This window comes from Pseudobacteriovorax antillogorgiicola (assembly GCF_900177345.1).
Taxonomy (GTDB): Bacteria; Bdellovibrionota_B; Oligoflexia; order Oligoflexales; family Oligoflexaceae; genus Pseudobacteriovorax; species Pseudobacteriovorax antillogorgiicola.
In genome coordinates this window covers 102,117-122,835 of the sequence record NZ_FWZT01000011.1, presented here as the reverse complement: position 1 = coordinate 122,835, position 20,719 = coordinate 102,117, and the positions used below count along the sequence as shown (strand labels likewise).

The window sequence follows — 20,719 nt, the reverse complement described above, 5'->3', positions numbered from 1 at the left end:
TTTACCTACCCAGTCTTTGTTTCGATAATGCAAGTGACTCCCTAATCTGGATTAGAAGTTGAGTGTTTTCTTTTTCCGCTTTTAAAGTGTCTAGCAGAGATTCGGCAGTCGCTAAGTTTTTTATTGCTTCACCTCTCTCTTTCGTCATTCCTTCGGGTAAGTACGAGTAGGTCCTGACTTGGTTTTTAAGGCTAATGAGGTAGTTTACAGCGTCATTAGCTCGCTTGGTTTTACTAATGCTACGGCTAAATAAAGCCTTGTATTCCTTGAAGTTCTTAGCTTGCTCCTTCTCCTCGCTAACAAACATATTACGCATCCCTAGCAACACAGCTAAGTAACTTTGATACATCACACACTTGGAATTCTTATAGGAAGCTCGTATCGATGCGATCTTTTTATCCAAAATACTGAGGCGTTGAAAGGAGTCTTTCTGCTGAAACACCTCTTTAGTCACTATGGTAAACTTACTTTCCAATTCTGCTGCTTTAGGGCAGGTGGCTGACCGAGCATGACTCCCGATCATCAGGGTAACAAAAACGATAGCAGCAGTGGTAGAAATAACATGTCTCATATTAGTGCTCCTTGCATATGTTAATGAATTCGAAATAGGTTGATTTCCTCAACCACTTTTCTAAACAAAATTAGGACTGTAATTGCGAAACCCAGATTCATGCCAAACCAAAGGCCAGTTGCTCCCATTGCTAGACTGAAGGCAAAGAGGTACTGGCTCAGACCGCCGAATATGCCGTAGCCAAGTAGCGCTTGGACTAGGGGAGCTCGTGTTTGACCGATTCCTCTTAAGATGGCAGCTAAAACAATAATAAGGCTCTGCAGAGTACACAGAATCCCAGCCTGCATCATAAAGAAGGGAACCATCTTTTTTACTTCGATACCTGAGAACTCCCTTTGATGGAATAAAGATAGAGTCTCGTATGGATAGTAGCTAAATGCGTACATGAGGGCTGTTGAAAATCCCAAAGTGATCATAATTGCAACTAGGCAAAATCGCCTTCCTTCTAAGAGTTCCCCCTGAGACCAAAGGATACTTATTCTCTGCACAATGGCCTGAGAGACTCCTAGTGATACAAGCAAACCAATACTAACCCATAATAGAGCAATAGTATGGATAGCGGTATACTGGGGCCAAAACGTACCAATCATAAAGAGAGACAGAAGAATTGCAAAATTTTCTAAGAGAATGACGCCACTTATGGGCCAACCCATACTGATTATCTCTTTTTGTGATTGCCAGGAGAAGCTAGACGAAAGCAAAAAGGGTCCTGGGAATTTAACCCTAGTACCTAAACAGAAAGGAATAGATGCGAGTAGTATCAAACTATTCGCAATTCCTCCCGCTAAGAGAATCCCTTGTGTCGTCTGTAATGGATTTAAGTCTTCTCTCTCCATCACGAAGTAACAGAGGATGGCTCCAACCATCGCTCCGAATGCGAACAGGAAGGATACGTGTCCGGCTTTTTGATTCAGGACTAGGTGAATTTTAATAGGAGCTAAAATCATTGTCGGTACTATGATGATGGCCATGAAGGGAGCCAACTCATCTGTGAGGTGACTTAAGTGGGGGTCAATTCCAATTAAGCGAAAGAGAACCCCTGAAGAGTAGATCAAAGTAGATAGACTTACTGCCAAAAAAAATGCTAGAAACAATCCGTTAGCCAAGGAATGCTTGTAGCCATCCTCATTGCCTTGTCCTAAATTTTTACCACAGAAGAAGTAGAGTGCTTGCATCATTCCAGTACCGCCAAGTATTGTAGCAAAACTCAGCTTATCAAGGAGTCCGAATGCACCATACGTGTCCAAGGTGCCGAGGATTCGATGCATGATAAAGCCTAGCGAGAACGGAGCAAGCTGTGCAAAGGTTAACCATAGCGACTGCATACCAAGAGAATGCAAATATGATCTTCCAGGTAGACTCATAGTTTTGGTCCTAGATGAGGGTTTCTTTAGCATCGGGATGACTTAGGAATCCAGATGGACTCGAACTCTTTCCGTAGGCTCCAGATTGAAATACTAATATCTTGTCACCTACTTCAAGTCTGGGAAGCTTGATATCTGATGCGAAGATATCGAGAGGTGTACAAAGGCAACCGGTAATCCTATAGGAATCTTCTACCCCTGTCTTCCCGAGCACTTTAATAGGGAAACTTCGGCGTATGACTTGCCCAAAGTTTCCTGTTGCTAAAAGGTGATGGTGTAGACCTCCATTTGTAATTGCATAGTTCACGCCTCCTGAGCGTTTAATATCGATAACTTCACAAACATAGATTCCAGCTTCACCTACCAGGTAGCGACCCAATTCTAGAGCTAGGGTCACGTTGTCGAAATCTCGTGCAGCTTGTTCGGCAATTCGATTAAGTCCTAGCTTTATTTCCGTTGAATCGAGCGCTCGATCATTGGGGTAATAGGGAATGCCAAGCCCTCCGCCGAGATTGATCTTTTTCATAGTCAATTGGAAGTCATCAGCAAGCTTTCGAGCTAGGTCATAGGATTTTTCCTGAACTATCGAGATCTGCTCAGTATCCAAATTCTGTGATCCAGAAAACAGATGAAGTCCCTGAAAGTCAAGTTGATAGGAAGTCAAGCGATCGATCATAGCTGGTACTTGATCCCAATCGATTCCAAACTGCCTTGGTGATCCCCCCATTTTTAATCCAAAACCCTTAGTTTCAAAAGGAACATTGATTCTTAGAGCTACGGGGCATGAAAATCCCATCTCTTCACTCAGCTGACCGATAATGTCCAGCTCCCTCTGGCTCTCGATGTTTACTGTCGCACCGACTGAGGCCGCTGAGCGAAGTTCCGATAGTGATTTTGCAGGCCCCGCTATTGATATACGGCTAGGATGTACGCCTGTATTTAGAGCAAGGTCTAACTCAAAACCAGAAGCCAGATCAAAACCATCTGCATGCCTCGCTAGGTGCTCTACTATATGAGGGTTTGGGTTTGCCTTGATGGCATAATGAATCTTAATAATGTCGTTCAAGCCATCTTTAAAAGTGGACAAACGATTGTCGATCATATCTCTATAATAGACGTAGCTTGGACCTTGAAATCTTTCTAAATTTCGCATTAGTGGAAGATTTTTGTAGGTCATACTCGGATCATCTTGAAACAAGTCCAAGGCGGTTTCATAAAATTTCTTCATGAGAGAAGTGTCTCCAAACATTCAGATGTTAGACGAGCTCTATCGAGTTTTCCGTTGCCATTTCTCGGTAAGGCTCTTGTTGAAACATGTATCTTTTGTGGAACCATGTATCCTGGCATTTTCTTACGGCAGTAGTTCAATAAATCTGTACTATAGTTAACCTTTTGAGAATGACCGTTTGCATAGCAAACGACTTCGATCTTCTGGCCTAGCTTAATGTCATCCACACCGAAGGCTACGACCTCCTCAACTAGATTTGACCGGTAAATGATCTCTTCAATTTCTTCGGGAGACACGCGATAGCCAGAAGTCTTAATCATGCCGTCCATGCGACCAACAAAGAACATATAGCCCTCGTCGTCTTGATATACTTGGTCTCCCGAGAAAACGGCAATTTCTTTGCTTTCTTCCAAGCCCTCAATCAACGATAGAGGTTTGAAGCGCATAGCTGTTTTTTCTGGGGACCGCCAATAGCCTTGACTGACCAATGGCCCCCGATGAACGAGTTCACCGACCTCGCCTGCCTTACAAACCTTCATGCGGTCATTGATAACGAGAATCTCAACGTTGGGAATCGCTTTACCAATTGATTCGGGACGGTATTCAACCTCATGTGGCTCTAAGAACGTTGAGCGAAAGGCTTCTGTCAAACCATACATTAGAAAAGGTAGAGCTTCCGGAAACATTGCGCGAATATTTTTTAGTATCGGAACAGGTAACTTCCCTCCAGTATTGGCAAAATAACGCAATGACAGACTTGTGCCTGTAGGCCTAGAAGCAGAGCTCAACGCCATAAATATTGGAGGTACCGCAGTTAATCCTGTAATTTGGTACTTGACAAGGGCCGATATCAACTGCTGCCCTGAAAGGAAATCGAACAGAATAAGTCTGGACCCGGCAAACAACGAGGTAGTAATCTGAGAAAAACCAGCATCAAAAGAGAATGGTAGTGCAGCTAGAATACGATCACTTTTGCAATTCTTCAGATATGAAGCAACACTCATTGCCCCGGCAACAATGTTTCGATGAGAAAGCATGACGCCTTTCGGTTGACCCGTCGATCCCGATGTATAAAAAAGTGCTGCTAGGTCCGTCTCAGTGGGTTGTAACGTATCGTCCGAGTATGATGCGGGACTCACTAGCTTGCCATCATGAAACAATTCGTTGTCTTTAATAATCAATCTTTGCCATGAATGGGAATCATCGCGAAATTGACCACCAAGAAGATCAAGTTTAAGCTTCGATGTTATGATCGCAGAGCTTTCGCTATCTTCTAAAATATGCCGCACTTGATCTGACTTAAGACTTGGATTTATGGGAATAAACACTAGGCCTGAGCGGCTTATAGCTAGGACACAAACAATAAAGTCTATGCTTTTTGGCAGAAAGATAGCAATACGATCGCCTCGTTTAAACGCCAGAGATCGTAGCGTGCACTCTAGTTTGTCAACTCTTCTATGCAAGTCAAGATAACTATAACCTATATCTTGATCAACAATTGCAGTCTCTTCTCCGCATTTTTTCAAGTGTTCTTCGTAAAGATGATGAATAAGAAACGCTGCGCTCATCCTATTAGCCCTCTAATACTAGTATTAAGAAACTCACAAAACCCTTAGATTCCTCATAGAGACGTTTGAGAGGCAAGCCATCGACGTAGCCATGACCACCTGCAACTTGCACCGATTCCTTGCAAACACCATGAGCATAGTGGCTCAATGCTGCTAAAAATGACTTTAATTGTAATGGCTGGTCACGAACTAGAAAGCTTTGCTTGGCCAAAAGATCCAAAGATTCATAGTCCATAGCGATGCTGCCCAACCTCAAACTTATAGCTTGATGATGAAAGATAGCCTTACCAGAGGATTTTCGTACTCTACTATAGGCCATCGCTTCCTTCAGCATTCGCTTGAGAGTTCCCGTCAGCATACCGAGCAAAAGTGCACGTCCATAGCGCGCAAGAGTTGCTACCTTGTCTTCTTTAATTGCCTTAGTGCCGCAAGATTCTGACAATAGCAGGTTTGTGTACTCAAGCCCTAACAGGTCAAGATCGGCTTGAGAACCATGCTGTAATTTATGGATCTGGAGACTTCCCGCATTTCTGCTAAAGGCTAAACCTAGCTGGCTTTTGGGGGGCGTAGACCCACTGCTAAGTACACCGACAGATGTCAGAAACAAAGAGTCTAGACTTCCACTGGAAAGCTCTAAAGCATATTCTTGAACAAGACCTCCCAGGCCCTCCATAGCGAGACCAAGATCTTGCTCAGCGACATTCTTAGATAACTCGTACAAAGTAATCGTATAATCTTGTGACCCCTGGTCGCTTTCCAACATCCACATGCACGATGGTATATCGAGTTGGCGAATGGATTCCAGCAAATCATGATAAGCGTGGCTATCTCTCTTACCTTCCATCCAAATAGGCTTGCTTCTGCGAAAGCAGGTTTCCAATTGTTCGAAGATAAAGTTATGTTCCTGAGCTATCGAATGAAGCATACCATATTTCCTCTTTGTTTAAGGTCTGTACAATTGTGCAACCATCATCCTTTGCATATCACCCGTACCCTCTAGAATATCGAAGGCCTTCGCATCTCGATAGAACCTTTGCCAAAAACTTCCTGGCTGACAAGCTTCATAGTGAAAGATATCATATAGTTCGTGAGCGATTTCCATAGCCAAGCTAGAACTAGATGCTTTAGCCATAGAAGCTTCCAAGGAGCATGAAGCACCTTCATCGTACTTTCTTACTGCCTTAAAGCATAAGCCGCGAGCAGCATCTAGTCGAAGCCTCCAGAGACTAATCTTGCTCTCAAGATTGAGGATTTGCTTGACAGTTAGACTACTTTGATCTGTTTTGAGACTATGCTCTGCTAAATTTAGCGCTGACAAGCAACAGCCGTTGATAACTGCTGCTAAACATGGTCTCATGTAGTCCCAGGCTTGCTGAGCACCTGCAAAGGCGTCTATCAAAGGCCCTCTTTTGCCAGTGTGTCCAAGCATATCACTGCTTTCTAGCCTCACTCGATCGAATGAAAAATTAGTTAGTTGACTCGGCCTAAGCCCCATCATATTTTCGACTCGGTCGATTGAAACGCCAGCTTTTGCTCTATCTACGACAAAAGCTCGGATCCCAAAGCGGCCTTTATCAGGTGCTATGCTAGCAAAAACAACTAGCTTCGTCGCTCGTGCTCCATTGGTTACAAAACACTTCTCGCCGCTTAGTAGGAAAGAGTCACCATCTTTATCGATGCGTGTTTGTATTGCAGTAGCATCTGAGCCACAGGAAGGCTCAGTGATGGCAAAAGCCCCCCAAACAGGTTCTGAATCGGTGAGGAAGTCTTTAACATACGATTCTTGTTGCTCTCGAGTACCAAGTGCGAAAACAGGGGGCATTGAAAGTCCAGGACCGGGCAGAGAAATAGAAATGCCCGGTCCGATTCTACCCATTTCTTCGAACAGCAAGGTTCGATGGTATGCTTTCGAAGCAATATTTAGTCCCCCTAAATTCAGGGGGATATTCATGCGATTGAGAAAATACAGATTCAATGTGTTCCATAATGAAGGACAGATACTACTTGTCTTATCAGAAGGAACTACATAAGTTGGCAAGTGGTGAAGTACTTCTTCAAACGCTACTCCTTCCTCTGGGAAATCCTTTTTTAAAGCATCCATATCTTGATGTACAAGTTTATCCAGAAACATACTACAGCCCCATTTTCTCTTTATAGACCGTAATCAGATCTCTTACAGGCACTCCTTCAATAGTCATACCTTGGTATTCACAGTCAGAAATTGAAACTCCGGAAAGATCTACTTCTTGAAATGAGGTATCCTTAAAGGAACATTCTTTAAAAAGACTATTCTGAAAGTTCGAGTCTACAAATTTTACTTCACTCAAGAGACAGTCAGTAAAACTGCTTGCTCTTAGCTTTGAGTCTTGCGCGACTATTTTATAATCTTTATCTTCTAGTTGAATGAGAGACATACATACTCCAATTAGTGAGGGGAAAATAGCGCCGCCCCAAAATTTCCATTACTACTAATACCACAAAAAAGTAGAAGATCGTCGATCCAAGACATAGGTTCGACCTTCAGCTGTTCCACGACTTGATGTACCATATACGTAACATCAGCACTGGCAAAATACCCGAGCTTCTCATTAAGAGGTTCAAATCGTAAATTTGAATCTTTATAAATAGCATCAGCAACCTTTTTAGAAGGACAGGAAAGTACGATCTTCACAGAAAGATTTTCAGAGACATTTTCTAGAGCCCGATCGAGAGCTCCCATGGCAAAATTCTTCATTCTCTCGCTGTCGAAGCTTACCTTACCTTGCTCTAGGCTCAAAAAGGGTTCACATCCTTCCTGGTAGATCTGAAGAAGTTTAAGTCTTGCCTGGTCCGATCTGCTGATTCTAAGAGCACAAGCTCCATCCGATAAGGGGTCTAAGGATCCTTTAGAACGTGGATAGGGTTTTGGCCACCTTTCCGCACTGCAATAGACAGAAAATTCATCGACAGTGAAATTTGAGCTTTGATCTATAATCTTCAATGCCTGGAAAAAGCTAACGCTACCCATTTGTGACAAAGCAAAATGGGGACGACTTGACCAATCCATGGCTGCAGCGAGCCGCGATGCATTGGAGGCATAGACAGCTTCCTCTATTGAACTGTGACTATAGATTAATGAGTTGCTTATCTCATCATTGGCGCACAGCTTGCGTAGGGCTTTCAGTGCAATATCGAACTGGCTTTGATCTTCCGTATAGAGAAATTGCTCATCGCCACATTTAGATATTCCCTCAGTAAGCACGGATCGAAAATCTATATTTGGTAATTGTACAAGCAGCATATTTACAACATCGGTGTAATGATCCGAGCGCTTCATAGCTAAGGTCTCAAGACAATCACGACTCCATGATCGAATGTTTCCGATTGATGTAGGTACTACAGCAGCCGAATCCTGTATTCCAATGGTAAACGTCTGCTTCACTTTATCTTCCTTCTAACAAAGTCTCTAAGAGTTCCAAACTGCGCGAAAAGCTCTGGTGAAACATCCTCGATATCGATCGTGAAATGAAAAACCTCTTCTATCTGCGTTAGGACTTCCACAACGTTTATTGAAACTAGACCAATCTCGAAGAGATTTGTATCATCTTCGATTGCAATAGACTCATCTGTGCCTAGTACATTGAAAAGGATCTGCTTTAGTTTTAGCGCTGCATCGCCTTGCACTTTATCTCTTGCTAGCATGATATTCTCCTACAGTGATTCTACTTTAAAATGTTCGTTGAAATGCATATTTATACTTAAAATACGATCTAACGTTTCTTGATAAGACTTACCCGAAACGATGAAGAAAGCTGAAAAATCTGTACAGTGAGACGCTGGTAATGCTGTCATTCCAATTCTGGAATTTATCTCTGATCGGTGAATCCAGGTGTTCTTGAATTCAGCTAGACTAGGGATAGATGTTACGCTTCCAAATCTATGGTTGCGTATTCCAATTAAGCCACAGGATCTCCGCTCCTCACCAATTGGCACTAGCGAATCTGTCCAACCCTCATCAAGCTCAATTTTTAGTAGCTCACGATTCAGATTGACTCCACTGGCCTCTTCAATCATGGCGACGATACCTCCACCCCCTGCTCGCGCTGCGACTTCACAAAACACGATCTCACCTTTGTTATTAAGGAAAACCTCTAGGTGGGTGACGCCTTTCTGCAGACCGAGAAGAGTGATAACTTCATTAGCGACAGCTTCTAGGGTCTCGCAGACTTTTGGCTCAGTTTCGATGACTGAAACGAATGGTCGTCCTTCGTAATAATCGATATTCCCCATTTCAGGAATATAAGGAGCAACTGAGTGAAAAACAGCTCGTTCCCCCTGCACCAAAGAATTGATATGATAGAGAACTCCATCGACAAACTCTTCAAGTTGAAATTCGTGGAGGGGTGGATCATCAGCAAACCATTCTTCTATCTGCTCATTATTTTCAATGATAGCAACGCCTTTTGAACCTTGGCTATCCCGAGGTTTTAGAACGACCTTACCATACTTGTCTAAGAATTCTTCAGTGTCTCTTTTCGTAAACACGCCTTTAAAGTGCGGGTTACGGAACGTTTTCGCTCCGGCGAGCATCTCTTTCATATAGACCTTATCACGAAATTTCTTCGCAGTATCCGAATCGGTTCCAGAAATGCCAATCTCCCTCCGGATACTTGCCGCAAGCTCGACGTCCTCTTCGGAGAAAGCTGCAACAGCGCAAAGAGGATTTACTCTATGAATTTCTTTTGCCAACTCAAGGATTGCCTGATGGCGCCTCCAGCGGACAATGTGCCCCGCGTGAATGTCATCCAATTCGAGCAGAATATCTTTGTTTTTTTTATCAGTGAATACCGAAACCCTAGCATCAAGGTCACAAAAAACAGGCTTGCCATTTGCGAGTCGGTAGTTTCGACTTTCTCCTCGCGCTAGTACTAAAATATGCTTTGACATACTATCGTTCCTTTCTTTTGTTATAGTCTACAAAGAATGCATAGCCATGGCCTGATAGGCTGAGGGACCAGATGAGCGCGCGCCCACCATTTTGAAGGCTTTTTGATCCCTCTACGATTGATGCAATAGCTGCAGCTGACGCTTCGTGAGACGATCGTGCAGGGGCCACATTCGAAACAGTGAGAACCGATCCAATATGTTTTGTTAAGTAAGTTGGATAGGCTTCCCCGATGACTAGATCTGGAGAAGACGCTTTGTCTCTCACAAGTCGGCTCAGCCATATTGAAAAACTCTGAAAAAGATTCTCATGACTTTCGCTCTTATGACCTGAAAATGAACTGATCCATTCAATCGTTGCTATAGTTTGATCCGTGAACGAGCTACCTAGGAATAAAGCTCCGCAGGCATCTTGGTAGGAAAAGCCCTCAATTGAAGTTGTAGTAAACGGACTCAGCCATTGATCGGCACAAGTAAGTAGAACACAACCCTGTGAACGAGAAAGGCCCAGAAGCATCAAACTAGCGCCTATTCCTGCAGTTCCCACCTGATCTATCGCAATACTTTCACAAGGAAGTCCGTGCTCATGGTGTATGCGAAGGCAGCGAGATCCTAAGAAATTATCATTAATCGTACATTGACTATGAATGTGTCTAAGGCCTCGAATATCGCTGATATCGGCAGAGATATTCTCAATCAGAACTGCTAAATGGTCGCCAACGTCATGATGCTTTTCGCTCTGCAGATCGTCAACAGAAGCTGTCATCCCTACTGGCAAAGAATGCCTTCCCGATTGCTCCAATAGGTAGGGATAGCGAAGCTTTCGTTCATATATACCGTGTGGAAAGCTGTATCTATAGTCAAGAGCTTCAATACACAAATTAAGCAAGACTTTCAAAATGTGCCTCCCAGTACTGATTAACGGGATAAGAAATCATACATGCTTGAGTACCTAAATTTGATTGGCCAAAGGATAAGATTGGGCAATTTTCTGTGATTCTCTCAAAGCCGTAGTCGACCATGTTTATGATGAAGTCATTCGAGCAAGCATGCCCTCTTCGCTTTATATTACCTGCGAATAGCCTATCTGTATTCCAAGCCAAAGACTTGATAATCAACTGCCAAAGAGAAAGATCCGCATTAATAGGTAATATATCCGTTGGGCCTAACTGATAGGTGTCTATGGATTGCAGAATCAGGTCTCGGCTATCTTTCCAGCAAGTCTGAGCTATAATCTGAGCGTTCCCGGGGGCCAATGGCCCTAAATGGAGCTTACTTCGGTAACGAAACATCGGAGGAGCAATCCAAGCCTTAACATTTTTGCGCCCTAACAATAGCGCTCCTCCACCATCACTTTGAATACCCCCGTCCTGTCTTAGTCGATACTCTGCTTCACCGAAAACTCTATCAGAAGTTAATACGAGTGCATAACTTGCTTCAGGGTTGCTCGTCAGCATAGACAAGCTTATCTCGATAGCCTTCATCACAGAGGCACATGCTAGCTGGCTTAGCGACAGGTCTAGAAGTGGGTCGAATCCGAATCTACGCTTTACATGGCTTAATAGGGATTCAGGTGGCGCTGGAATACTAAATGGCTGAGTCCTAGCATGAATGATAAAGGAAATGTCTTTCGTGTCGATAACGAACGGAAGTTTGTCCCACAGCGACTCAATCGCACGCACTACCAAGTCAGAATCTGACTCATCGGAACTTATATGAAAGTGCTTGCAACCATTGCTTATTAGTCTTTTTACTCTGTCTTGGCTAACTCCTACTTTGGGGCCCCATTTCTTGATATCCTGAGCTGAGCCTGGTAAGCAATACGCGCCATCAACGATTCCTATTCTACTTAGCATTCAGTCCCCTCCTGGGTAGCGGACTTCATCTTACGGAAGCTTAGAACATTTGGATAAGCCCGGGAAAACTCTTCGCGAGTCACATCATAGAGAATGCGATCACAGCGCCTCCCATCTAAGACATAAGCCTGCCGAAGTCGTCCCGTAGGTTTGAAGCCGCAGCGTTCATGAACCTTGTGGGACAAGAAATTTGGTTCTGCAACCCAGGTACTGATTGACTCAAGGTTACAATCAAAAAAACCTGTCGCGATTACTCGCAGAAAAGCTGAAATAGTAAGATAGCGACTTCCTCCTGCTTCACCACGAATACCCCAAACTTCTCCAAGGCCCATGCGATGCGTAAAACCATTCAAGCACATTAATCCAACCAGATTGTCTTCAGACGGACCATAAAGAAAAATCTTGTTGTTATGATTGAGAAGGAAGACGTGCAATTCAATATCGCTTAGTTTCTGCTTACCCAGACCCATATCTAACCACTTCGAAACGCTTTCTCTCTGGAGCCAGCGCCTGGCCTTTTCAAAGTAACTCTTGTCGTAGGGGACGAGTATGGATTCATTGAGATCAAAGTTCTGCATCATGCTCTCTCTGCCCTATTTATTCTATTAGTTTTAAGTACAAAGGAACCAAAGCATCCACCAATACCACTAGAGAAAATCAGATGATGACCAGGCTTTTTATAGGCGCCTGAATCCTTAATATTGATTGCTATATCTGACCCAAGTACATGGCCAATATTGTTCAATCCATTGTCATGCAACCTGGCAAGCGGAATCTTTAAAGCATTGAGGACGATAGGCCAAGACGGCTTGTGTGTATTCTGTGGACAAACTGTTTCGATTGAACTTGCAGAAATACCACTGGCACGCATGCTTTTTCGCATGAGAGACGTACAGTTCCACAGATAGTTGGGGCTTTCCTCATAACTACCATCGTCTAGTATCCCATGAAGGGTTTTCTTATCATTGAATGTACTGATTCCTGTTATTTCATTTCCAGCAATAAAAGAGGGACCTATTAGGATTGCTGACGCTCCATCGCTTTGCATACCGCTATCACTTATCCTACGCAGGTGCTCTAATAATATAGTATCAATGGTTACTAGAACCGCTACTTTGTCTTCCTCTTCTCGTTCCATCAATTGATTTAATATTGAGAGGGCATGAATCGGTGAGACGCAATTCTGTTGACTCACCGAGAACCCAACTGAGTTTGTTAGATGACACGATTGCCTAATGATATCGACAATAGAGAAAGGAGGGGGAAGAACGTTTGCCTGAGATGTGTGGCAGTAGACTATATAGGACACATCTTTCGGTTTTTTACCATTGTTGCGTAAGATATCATCAACGCACTTCACTCCGAGTTCAAATATCTCTTTTGGATGGGATCTATAGTAATGTTGGGAGGCATTGCGATGCAACCTACTACTTAAGTCTTGATCAATACCATGATCTTTACAGTAATCATCAGTGGAGCATAGGGTGGATCCTAACTGATATTCAATATCAATGATGCCAATTCCCATAAGTTACCTCACTTCCTTGAGACTTATTCGAGGACAGTATTAAAAGTTAAAGAGAGGAATAGTTCCGTTGGTAGCCTTTCAGTTGTATATGAGTAGTTCCCAACTTCTATTCAAGTTAACTAAGCAACAAGTAGACCAAAGTTCGATGTTTTCGATTTTGAGGGAAAAAATTACCAGAAACTCGCGGAAGTGCTGATAAAGACAGAGAGTCGCTTCCATCTTAAAGTGTGATGAACCTTTGTTCGATCGTCGATCAATGAAGTTTTTATACATAACTTCATTAAAATTACGAAATTACTTCATCGTTTTTAGGAAACTCCATTCAATAAAAGGCAAGCTAGCGAGTAGAGGTATCTGTTACTACATAGTCATAATGATGGTGTCATAAACTAATATGAACTTTGAGTCCATTAGTCTAATTTTAACTTTTACGACCCAGGTAGAGTTGTAGGTTGTCGGATCTAAGGTCTTAGCGATAGCTCTGGTGCCAACTTTGACCCGATCCCCGGTCTTTGGTCTAAAACCTCTCAGACCTATGCAGCGATTCCGAAGACTTCTTCGATAAATTTGACTTGTGCCATAAGAAAGCCATGGGTCACTCTACTTGCCTCTTCTCGATACTTGAAGTTTTGCCTTTTAGTGAGCTTGGCAGCAGAAGGCTGATCGCTATCACTACATTTAAGAGAAGTGATGCAATGCCGGTAGGTTTCATTTTCATGTGACTGAAAAGTCTCAATAGACTCCTCCTTTGAAAGGGGAGCATACGTAATTTCTATGGCAAAGACAGACTAGGATTCTAGGGCTGGTAAGCCTTAAAGCTTCTCGCTATCATCATGCTTTAAGCAATCTTATCAAACTGTTCGATAAACTTCGCCGATGTAAAGATCGGAAGTTTTATTTCTACTTGAAATTTATAGAACTGCTTCTCATCATCAATCGCATCCTCTAGGATTATGCGTACGGAGCCATCGATTCCCTCAAAATATTGCCGGATAGCGCCCATGCCTATCCCTCTACCGGAAACCTGAGAAATTGTGTCAGCCGTGGAAATTCCTTGTTCAAAAACTAGATTTGCAATGGTCTCGATATCAGTTGATGAATTCAGTTTGCCTAACTCTTGGTATCGCCTTCTAAGATTACCAATCGCTAATCCACGACCATCATCAGAAAAATATATGGTCGCACAGTGGTCATCACGTTTAACAGATACAAACAAGTTACCGATAGGGTCTTTGTTTTTCGAGTGACGATCCTCAGAATGCTCGATGCCATGATCTAGTGCATTTCTGAGAAGATGAATAAATCCATTGCGAAGGGCAATTTCTTGTGCGTACGTGAGTTGTATATCAATCAAGTCATAGTGTATCTTTGGCTCTGGTTTGCCAAGATCTTTAGCAATCTTTCCTGCCTGACACATGACATCCTTAAGAATTTTTCTAAGGGATTTTGAAATAGAGTTGATGAGTAGGTTTCTGTTCTCTTCGATCACCTCACGTGCATTGAGGTCCAGGTTGCTGCTCGTCAATAGATAGGTCAAAAACTGAACGCCCTTTTCAACGCGATGGCGATCAATGGCAACGGTGGTCATAGTTCTTTCTCTGCCAAGAACCTGAGTATGGATCTGTTCATAGCGATCATACATATCCCGGGCCTTTTGAAGGTCTCTGCGAACTTTTTCAATATCCAAATCCAGCTCACCCTTTATGACTTGAGAATAGTACGTCTCTATAATATGTAGCTCATTGGATAGTTCCCTTAAGCCAAGGCTACGCGCTGTTCCCTTAAGAGTGTGAATATTGATGAATAGAATCTTTAGTGCGTCTTGGCTGATCATTGGCGCTTTAGCAAGATCAATCGACTCTTGAAATAATAGGTATGCGGAATCAAAAAATTGATGCGACCTGCTAGTACCAATTTCTACGAGCTGCCGAATAAACTCAAATTTTTCTTTCTTTTGGTCTAGCTCTTCTTGGGCTTCGATCTCCGAACTAACATCAAGAAGGGTTACTAAGATATGAGTAACCTCTTCGTTGACTACTTCAGTATTCCATGTGAGCTTCAAGTATTTAGATGCCTCGCCTTGTCTATAGCGAAGCTGGGAGGGGAGCTTGTCTCGATTTATCTCGAAGTTTATATCCAAGTGGTCAATTGATGCTAGGAGGGCATGCCAGGCCTGATCTTTCTCATCTTCGGTGAGGTCTGTGTGCTCTAAAATTATCTGCTTGGCAGTTCGACCAGCAATTTGATTATGCCCCAAGATATCAGGTAGCTGAGCGGAGTAGTTCTGCTCAACGATACCATCTTGACCAATGGATAGAATTCCTTGAGGGATGTGCTTCAGTAGCGCTTCGATTCGAGATGTGCGCTCCTCGACCTTCTTTTCTAAGTTTTGATTGAGGTCATTAATCTGTGCAATGTGTGCCCGTCGCCCCTCACTAAAACGTGTTCCGAGAGCTAGAGACAGGATCGCAATCTCTATAGCTCCACCGGTAAACTGCCCCCACTCGCTAAACAGGCTTGTTGGAATGAACCCTAATCGATTTGAAAGAGTGCCCATGACCCCTGTTAAGTAAAAGCCCCAGGCAACAAGATAGAACTTGGCGGGCAGATATCCTTGTCTTGATACCAGAAGCCCTGAACTAATCAAAAAGAAGGTCGCTGTGGAAGCGGTGAGGAAGCAGAATACGGTTCCCCAATAGGTGGAGAAAAATAGAGAGATTGAAAAGTTTATTACCGACATTCCGAAAGCTACATTGTATAGCTTGGCAAACCGTGGGTACCTTGATTTTAGATCGAGAAAGGAAGAACTAAAGAGCAAGCTGGTGATAGCAACACACTCAATCGTAAATAGCATATAGATATTCGAAAAGGTATCAAAGTATGGCAAATCAGATAAGAACTGCTGCCCCAAGCCATAGTTGGCAGCTTGATAGGCTAGATTGCTGAACACATAGGCAACATAGTAGAGGTAAGCTCGATCTTTTAAGGTTACAGAGAGGAGTAAGTTGTAGAAGCATATCACAATATGGAAACCAACCAGAATCCCAAGGTAGATATATTCGGCGCTGTTATGGGCATGGAATTCTTTTGGCGACCAGGCATTTAGCTGGAGTTGTAGAGGTCCGACTGTCTCAATCCTACCAAAGAAAACATGGTCTCCAGGGCTTAGGAGATATTCGAAGACTACCTGACGCGACTTAATCTCTCTGTCGGAATAGGGAAAAATTTCTCCTCCCAGCTTTCGAGTCCAGCTTCCGTCAGGACTCATTTTATGAAGTATCACGGAGTCAAGCACTGTAAAGCTGTTCTCCAGTAATAGTATCTGGGGAGTTGAACTAGAATTTCTGACCACAAATCGAAACCAGATAGCATCTTGATTGATACCAAAATTGGGTCTGGCCTCATGAGTCTGTTTAAACCTGCCGGTTTTATAGATCTCAATTATTTGATGCAGATCCATTTCCTTATTGCTGTCGTGATAGATAGAGGTATTGAGACCGAGAGGAATTCCATCCATGGTCCTGCTCATTTCGAATGCTGGGGACGAGCCATGTAGCTCAAAGGAAAACACGAGCAATAATAGAGAGACTAAATAGGCAAAGCTATTCATAGAACACCTAGGCAATAGATTCAGTTAGATTTACTCTTATTATACCTCTGGTATACAAAATCGTTGCATTCAATTTTTTGTAGATTGGAAAAAAAACAGAATAAACTTGATTCTATCGCTATTTAGTGCGCATGTAATTGGCCTGATTGGATGAAAGCAAGGCTGAAACCGCGGACGCTCCGCGTCGGGAACTCACTGACGAGGTAAAAAAATGGGAATGCAGTACTAATCTTTTTAGGGAGTGAAGTAACTTAGTCGCTTTTTTGCCTATGTTTTTGCTATATCTTTTTAGGGTCTTATTTCTGTTCGCTAACTTGGAAATGAACTTTGCCTTTGAGGTGGGATCATACTCAGGTGCTGATTTTTACTCTTTCCTATATTCCTATGAATAGGTAACTAACGTAAGACTGATTCTGCCCGATAACGATTTTTTATAATATGGAGGTGTTATATGGGCATTTCAGTTTCAATAAAAGCCGGTGATGATAAAGATACTTCAAGTGTTCAAGCATCGGGAACCATCAATCACGTCATTACTGATGAAGAACGCAAAAATTTTGGTATCGAAGACCATGATTTGAAGGAGGCAGTAGGTAAGTACTTTGGCAAAAAGCCGAACGATGCTTATCTTCACAGTCCTACGCCATGGAACGACCTTTATAAAACATATCATTGGCCACAAGTGGAGACCTACCTTACGGTTAAGAATGCTACGATCACGGAAATCACTTCACAACCTGTTATCATTGCAACCAAAACCTTTGAGAATAATAGTGATCAAACCGGAACATTTAACGCCGGTATTTCCGATTCTGTCACCAACTCTGTTTCAGATACATGGTCTAAATCGAACACAGTTTCGTTTACTCAAAAGGTTAGCTACAAAGTAGGGTTTCTAGGAACAGGTGGTGGTGGTGAAACATCAATGTCTTATAGCCATACATGGGGTGAGAGTAAGACTGAAAGCCAGTCAGTCACGGTAGGAACAGATTCAGGGGTGAGTGTTATATTAAAGCCAAAGGAGGCTGTCAAAGCTCAGCTAACGGCAAGTCGTGGTGTAATGAAAGTAAGAGTTGAGTACTTGGTTTACTTAAGAGGCAGTGTTGCAATCAACTATAATCCTACCTATAAAGGCCATCACTTTTGGGCTTTGGATGTTAATTCCGTTCTGAATGCAGCCGGTAAAGCGACCAGCATTACAGTGACGCAAGATATTGAAGTTGGATTTTACTCAAATTCCAAAGTTGAATTGCTCAATACGAAAGACCAGATGCTATTTGCTCAGAATGACTCGACTCGTGCTGGTGGACCGATTGATCTTGATGAAGTTCAGAAGGCTGCTTGATTTCTGATCGAAAACGTCAGTTCTGTTGAGAAGTGCTCCATCTTTTGAGAATGAATGAGTCCCGAGACTGGCTGATTCCGTTAGCTTTGTCTCGGGGCAAGGCCTCATACAAGATCGATCGGGTCTTATATCAAGTGCAAACCTAGAGGCCGGCCTTCAAGGCAGATCTGTGATAGACAACTTACATGACAATCAGTAAGTCTTAGCTTGTACCTGGAGAAAGGTTTCTTCATTGTTGAAAGTTTCAATTATGAACAAGGAAAGTCACGAATGAGAGTAACTTCCAGCTGAAGGAAATAAAATACCATCAATAGTGCCTAGTCGATTTGAAGCCTCGGCGTTGTTGACTTTGTCACTCGCTCGTCACCGTATCCAGCTCGTACTGTCTCCTCGCTCGCTCCTTGTCGCCTAGCCGAGAATTCAACTTGACTAGGTACTAGTGCGAAGGGAAGGAAAAGCCCCCCCCGAGAAAATCTGTGTCGTTGCTAACAACTAAGCGCATATTCCCTCTAGCTTTTCCCACCCTTTTTCAATGCCTCGAAGTCTAGTTCTATTTCGTCACTAATAGCCAAAACGTGCCAACTGGCATCTGCCATAAGCTTGACCGTAGCAATATATAAGGTGTGACTATCAAGCTGCCACTGATTCGGGCCAACTAGCATTAATACCCGTTCATTCCCTTTTTGGTAGAGGTAATAGGTTTGTCCATGGACAGGGACAAAGCTAAACTTAGCCTTTAGGATTTCCATCGATATCAAATACTTTTCTTGGATGGACTGTACTTGATTTTGGATAAAGTCAACTTGTTCATCAATCAGGTTTAAGGACGTTTGTGCTGCGATCTCATCGTCCTTGCTGCAATGGCCAGGTAGTAAGAGGAGCTTTTCTTTTTTAATTCTTAAATAAGACATCTGCTGGTGCAATGGTGTCAGTTGAATTTCCGCATGTTCGAACATAGCCTTTAGCGCTTTTTTCTTCATGCTATCATAGCTAGTTGGTATGATGGGCGCTGAGCCTCTGTTATGTCCGTAAGGAAGCGTTTGTGGTGTATCAGTCGACTGAATCTTGAGCCTTTTTCTTTCTGGAGACCATTGAGATTCATCTTTTTTTGAGGCCATAGCTGAATTGCCTTTTTTTTGATGTCTATCAGCTCGAAGCTTGGAAGGTTGAGCAAGCTCAAAGTAGCACAATTAGCCTGGCTTATAAAGAGGGTTACGGCCCAAAGATCACTCCGAAGCGCCTCATTTCTCGCCTTGAAAAGGGTCTATCGAGACAATCGGTATGATTGAACCCGGCCTTATCATTATTAGGGACTTACTACATTTGGCGTAGTGCTAAGGATAGAGTGCAAGGGAGAGAGTTATCTAATTGTAGTCATCATGACTGCTGTGTCTCGCTATGAATGGAAATGCTTCCCGAGGTATCGGCAAGGGTTAAAGCTTTAGGATGCGCCTGATCAGCGGCAACGGGGGAGCAATTGCTGTAACAGCTCTAGTGCACCTTGTTTGGTGCACTAGAGCAGGCCACTAGTCTGCGCTTTCAGCTGCAGCTGGGTCTTTGATGGAGATGTTGGCAACTCGCCAACCAAATCCTTCGGTTTGCGTGAAGACAAAGGCTAGGCGGACCTTGCTTTTATCCGCTGCTCCCGAAAAGCTAGAAAGGTCGGCGTCTGTCACAGATGCTAAGTCTGAATATGATGTGGCACCACTAGGTTTTTCAGGAAGAGTGCCGAGGGGGATCTCATGCCAGGTTGCATTTTGTGGGTTATCAGCATCGTAGTTGTAGCTTACCTTAAGGCTTAGGGTGCCCTCTGGTACTTCATCAGCGCCGAATCGGACACCATAGTCGAAGCTTAGCTTTGGCTCGTCGATTTCACTTAGGTCGATGGGGTCACTGAGAAGCCATGCTACACTATCACCAGCGTCTTTTGACCAAACACGACCGAAGTTGGTACCACGTGAATCTGTTTTTCCCCACTTGATTTTGCTTTCAGCCGGAGTGGTTTGATTTGAAAACTTGCCAAGGCCGCGGTCAAAGACTTCAGAAAAAATAATTCCTTTGCCTGTGTAATAGCTTGGCTCTACAACAACTGTTGCCAGAGGTGTTTCATCGCTATCGCAGACGGTGATTTCAACGTCCTGGCTACCTGCTTTAAGATCGAAGAAATTATCATTTTGAGCAGAACGGACTTGCGCAGAGCATGCGCCACTTGAATAGATGAGGCGTTGAACATCGCTGTTTGCTTCTTTACGGAAGTACTCTAGCTCTAGCTGGTAGCGACCTACGGGAATGGCTGCGGTTAGTTCTAAGTCACCCTCTAAATTCGAGTTGCCCTCTGCTTCTTTGACGAAATCGATAGCCTTGGAACTGTCGCCTTCTAGCGAAGCGGCTAAGCGGACTTTGTTATAAGACTCGGGGGCGTTTAGTTCTTTGATCGTTACATTTGCAATTTGTGATTCGGATGACTTGTCTCGTCCTCCACAACTTGCCAACAGACCTAAACAGATAGGTAAGACATAAAGCTTCACAATTTCTCCTCACTTAGGCAAAGTTTCCGGGGTTGGCTGTGAATTGCTTAGAATCTCTCATAACCCATTGATATATTTGAAATACCTTCGCAATCCCGCATTCGCGCTACTCGTCACCCCCTTATTTTAAAGGCCTTATTGCATATTTTTATCCGCTCCAAAAGGGTTAATATGTCCTTGATGACTTTTTCTTTGTAT

At 43.3% G+C, this 20,719-nt stretch carries 18 protein-coding genes; 1 reads left to right on the top strand and 17 read right to left on the bottom strand.

Features of this window, described 5'->3' with window-relative positions:
• Position 1: 1 nt before the first annotated feature.
• From B9N89_RS15590 to B9N89_RS15520, 15 genes are all read right to left on the bottom strand, one after another.
• Positions 2-571 (bottom strand): hypothetical protein, encoded by a 570-nt coding sequence (locus B9N89_RS15590; RefSeq protein WP_132320083.1) that lies wholly within the window; start codon positions 569-571, stop codon positions 2-4.
• 20 nt (positions 572-591) lie between these two features.
• On the bottom strand, positions 592-1,896 hold the full coding sequence (locus B9N89_RS15585) for an MATE family efflux transporter (RefSeq protein ID WP_207912286.1): 1,305 nt from the start codon (positions 1,894-1,896) through the stop codon (positions 592-594).
• A 49-nt stretch (positions 1,897-1,945) separates the two neighbouring features.
• The gene (locus tag B9N89_RS15580; protein ID WP_159455405.1) at positions 1,946-3,163 is read right to left on the bottom strand and encodes a type III PLP-dependent enzyme domain-containing protein; all 1,218 of its coding nucleotides are present in this window, start codon (positions 3,161-3,163) and stop codon (positions 1,946-1,948) included.
• Entirely contained in the window at positions 3,160-4,731 is a 1,572-nt protein-coding gene (locus B9N89_RS15575) for an acyl-CoA ligase (AMP-forming), exosortase A system-associated (RefSeq protein WP_132320089.1), read from the bottom strand. The genes B9N89_RS15580 and B9N89_RS15575 overlap by 4 nt, the downstream gene beginning before the upstream one ends.
• Positions 4,732-4,735: 4 nt before the next feature.
• Complete coding sequence (locus tag B9N89_RS15570; RefSeq protein ID WP_132320091.1) at positions 4,736-5,656, bottom strand: acyl-CoA dehydrogenase family protein; 921 nt, start codon at positions 5,654-5,656, stop codon at positions 4,736-4,738.
• Positions 5,657-5,674: 18 nt separating this feature from the next.
• Entirely contained in the window at positions 5,675-6,862 is a 1,188-nt protein-coding gene (locus tag B9N89_RS15565) for an acyl-CoA dehydrogenase family protein (RefSeq protein WP_132320093.1), read from the bottom strand.
• Position 6,863: 1 nt separating this feature from the next.
• Positions 6,864-7,145 (bottom strand): pentapeptide repeat-containing protein, encoded by a 282-nt coding sequence (locus B9N89_RS15560; RefSeq protein WP_132320095.1) that lies wholly within the window; start codon positions 7,143-7,145, stop codon positions 6,864-6,866.
• An 11-nt stretch (positions 7,146-7,156) separates the two neighbouring features.
• Positions 7,157-8,152, bottom strand: coding sequence for a hypothetical protein (locus B9N89_RS15555; protein ID WP_132320097.1), 996 nt, complete (start codon positions 8,150-8,152; stop codon positions 7,157-7,159).
• Entirely contained in the window at positions 8,149-8,412 is a 264-nt protein-coding gene (locus B9N89_RS15550; RefSeq protein WP_132320099.1) for an acyl carrier protein, read from the bottom strand. The genes B9N89_RS15555 and B9N89_RS15550 overlap by 4 nt, the downstream gene beginning before the upstream one ends.
• Positions 8,413-8,421: 9 nt before the next feature.
• The gene (locus B9N89_RS15545) at positions 8,422-9,657 is read right to left on the bottom strand and encodes an ATP-grasp domain-containing protein (RefSeq protein WP_132320101.1); all 1,236 of its coding nucleotides are present in this window, start codon (positions 9,655-9,657) and stop codon (positions 8,422-8,424) included.
• Position 9,658: 1 nt separating this feature from the next.
• A complete protein-coding gene (locus B9N89_RS15540; RefSeq protein ID WP_132320103.1) occupies positions 9,659-10,552 on the bottom strand; it encodes a hypothetical protein in 894 nt (297 codons plus the stop codon).
• Entirely contained in the window at positions 10,536-11,510 is a 975-nt protein-coding gene (locus B9N89_RS15535; protein ID WP_132320105.1) for a beta-ketoacyl-[acyl-carrier-protein] synthase family protein, read from the bottom strand. The genes B9N89_RS15540 and B9N89_RS15535 overlap by 17 nt, the downstream gene beginning before the upstream one ends.
• Positions 11,504-12,091 (bottom strand): GNAT family N-acetyltransferase, encoded by a 588-nt coding sequence (locus tag B9N89_RS15530; RefSeq protein WP_132320107.1) that lies wholly within the window; start codon positions 12,089-12,091, stop codon positions 11,504-11,506. The genes B9N89_RS15535 and B9N89_RS15530 overlap by 7 nt, the downstream gene beginning before the upstream one ends.
• Complete coding sequence (locus tag B9N89_RS15525) at positions 12,088-13,038, bottom strand: beta-ketoacyl-[acyl-carrier-protein] synthase family protein (RefSeq protein ID WP_132320109.1); 951 nt, start codon at positions 13,036-13,038, stop codon at positions 12,088-12,090. Before B9N89_RS15525 ends, B9N89_RS15530 begins: the two co-directional genes overlap by 4 nt.
• Positions 13,039-13,876: 838 nt before the next feature.
• Positions 13,877-16,555, bottom strand: coding sequence for a 7TM diverse intracellular signaling domain-containing protein (locus tag B9N89_RS15520; RefSeq protein ID WP_159455404.1), 2,679 nt, complete (start codon positions 16,553-16,555; stop codon positions 13,877-13,879).
• A 544-nt stretch (positions 16,556-17,099) separates the two neighbouring features.
• Between B9N89_RS15520 and B9N89_RS15515 the strand changes: the two genes are divergently transcribed.
• Positions 17,100-17,993, top strand: coding sequence for a hypothetical protein (locus B9N89_RS15515; protein ID WP_200820728.1), 894 nt, complete (start codon positions 17,100-17,102; stop codon positions 17,991-17,993).
• Between the two features lie 509 nt (positions 17,994-18,502).
• On the opposite strand, the gene B9N89_RS15510 is transcribed toward B9N89_RS15515, so the two are convergent.
• On the bottom strand, positions 18,503-19,111 hold the full coding sequence (locus B9N89_RS15510) for a DUF2452 domain-containing protein (protein ID WP_132320113.1): 609 nt from the start codon (positions 19,109-19,111) through the stop codon (positions 18,503-18,505).
• A 408-nt stretch (positions 19,112-19,519) separates the two neighbouring features.
• The gene (locus B9N89_RS15505) at positions 19,520-20,521 is read right to left on the bottom strand and encodes a DUF5017 domain-containing protein (protein ID WP_132320115.1); all 1,002 of its coding nucleotides are present in this window, start codon (positions 20,519-20,521) and stop codon (positions 19,520-19,522) included.
• Positions 20,522-20,719: the final 198 nt, after the last annotated feature.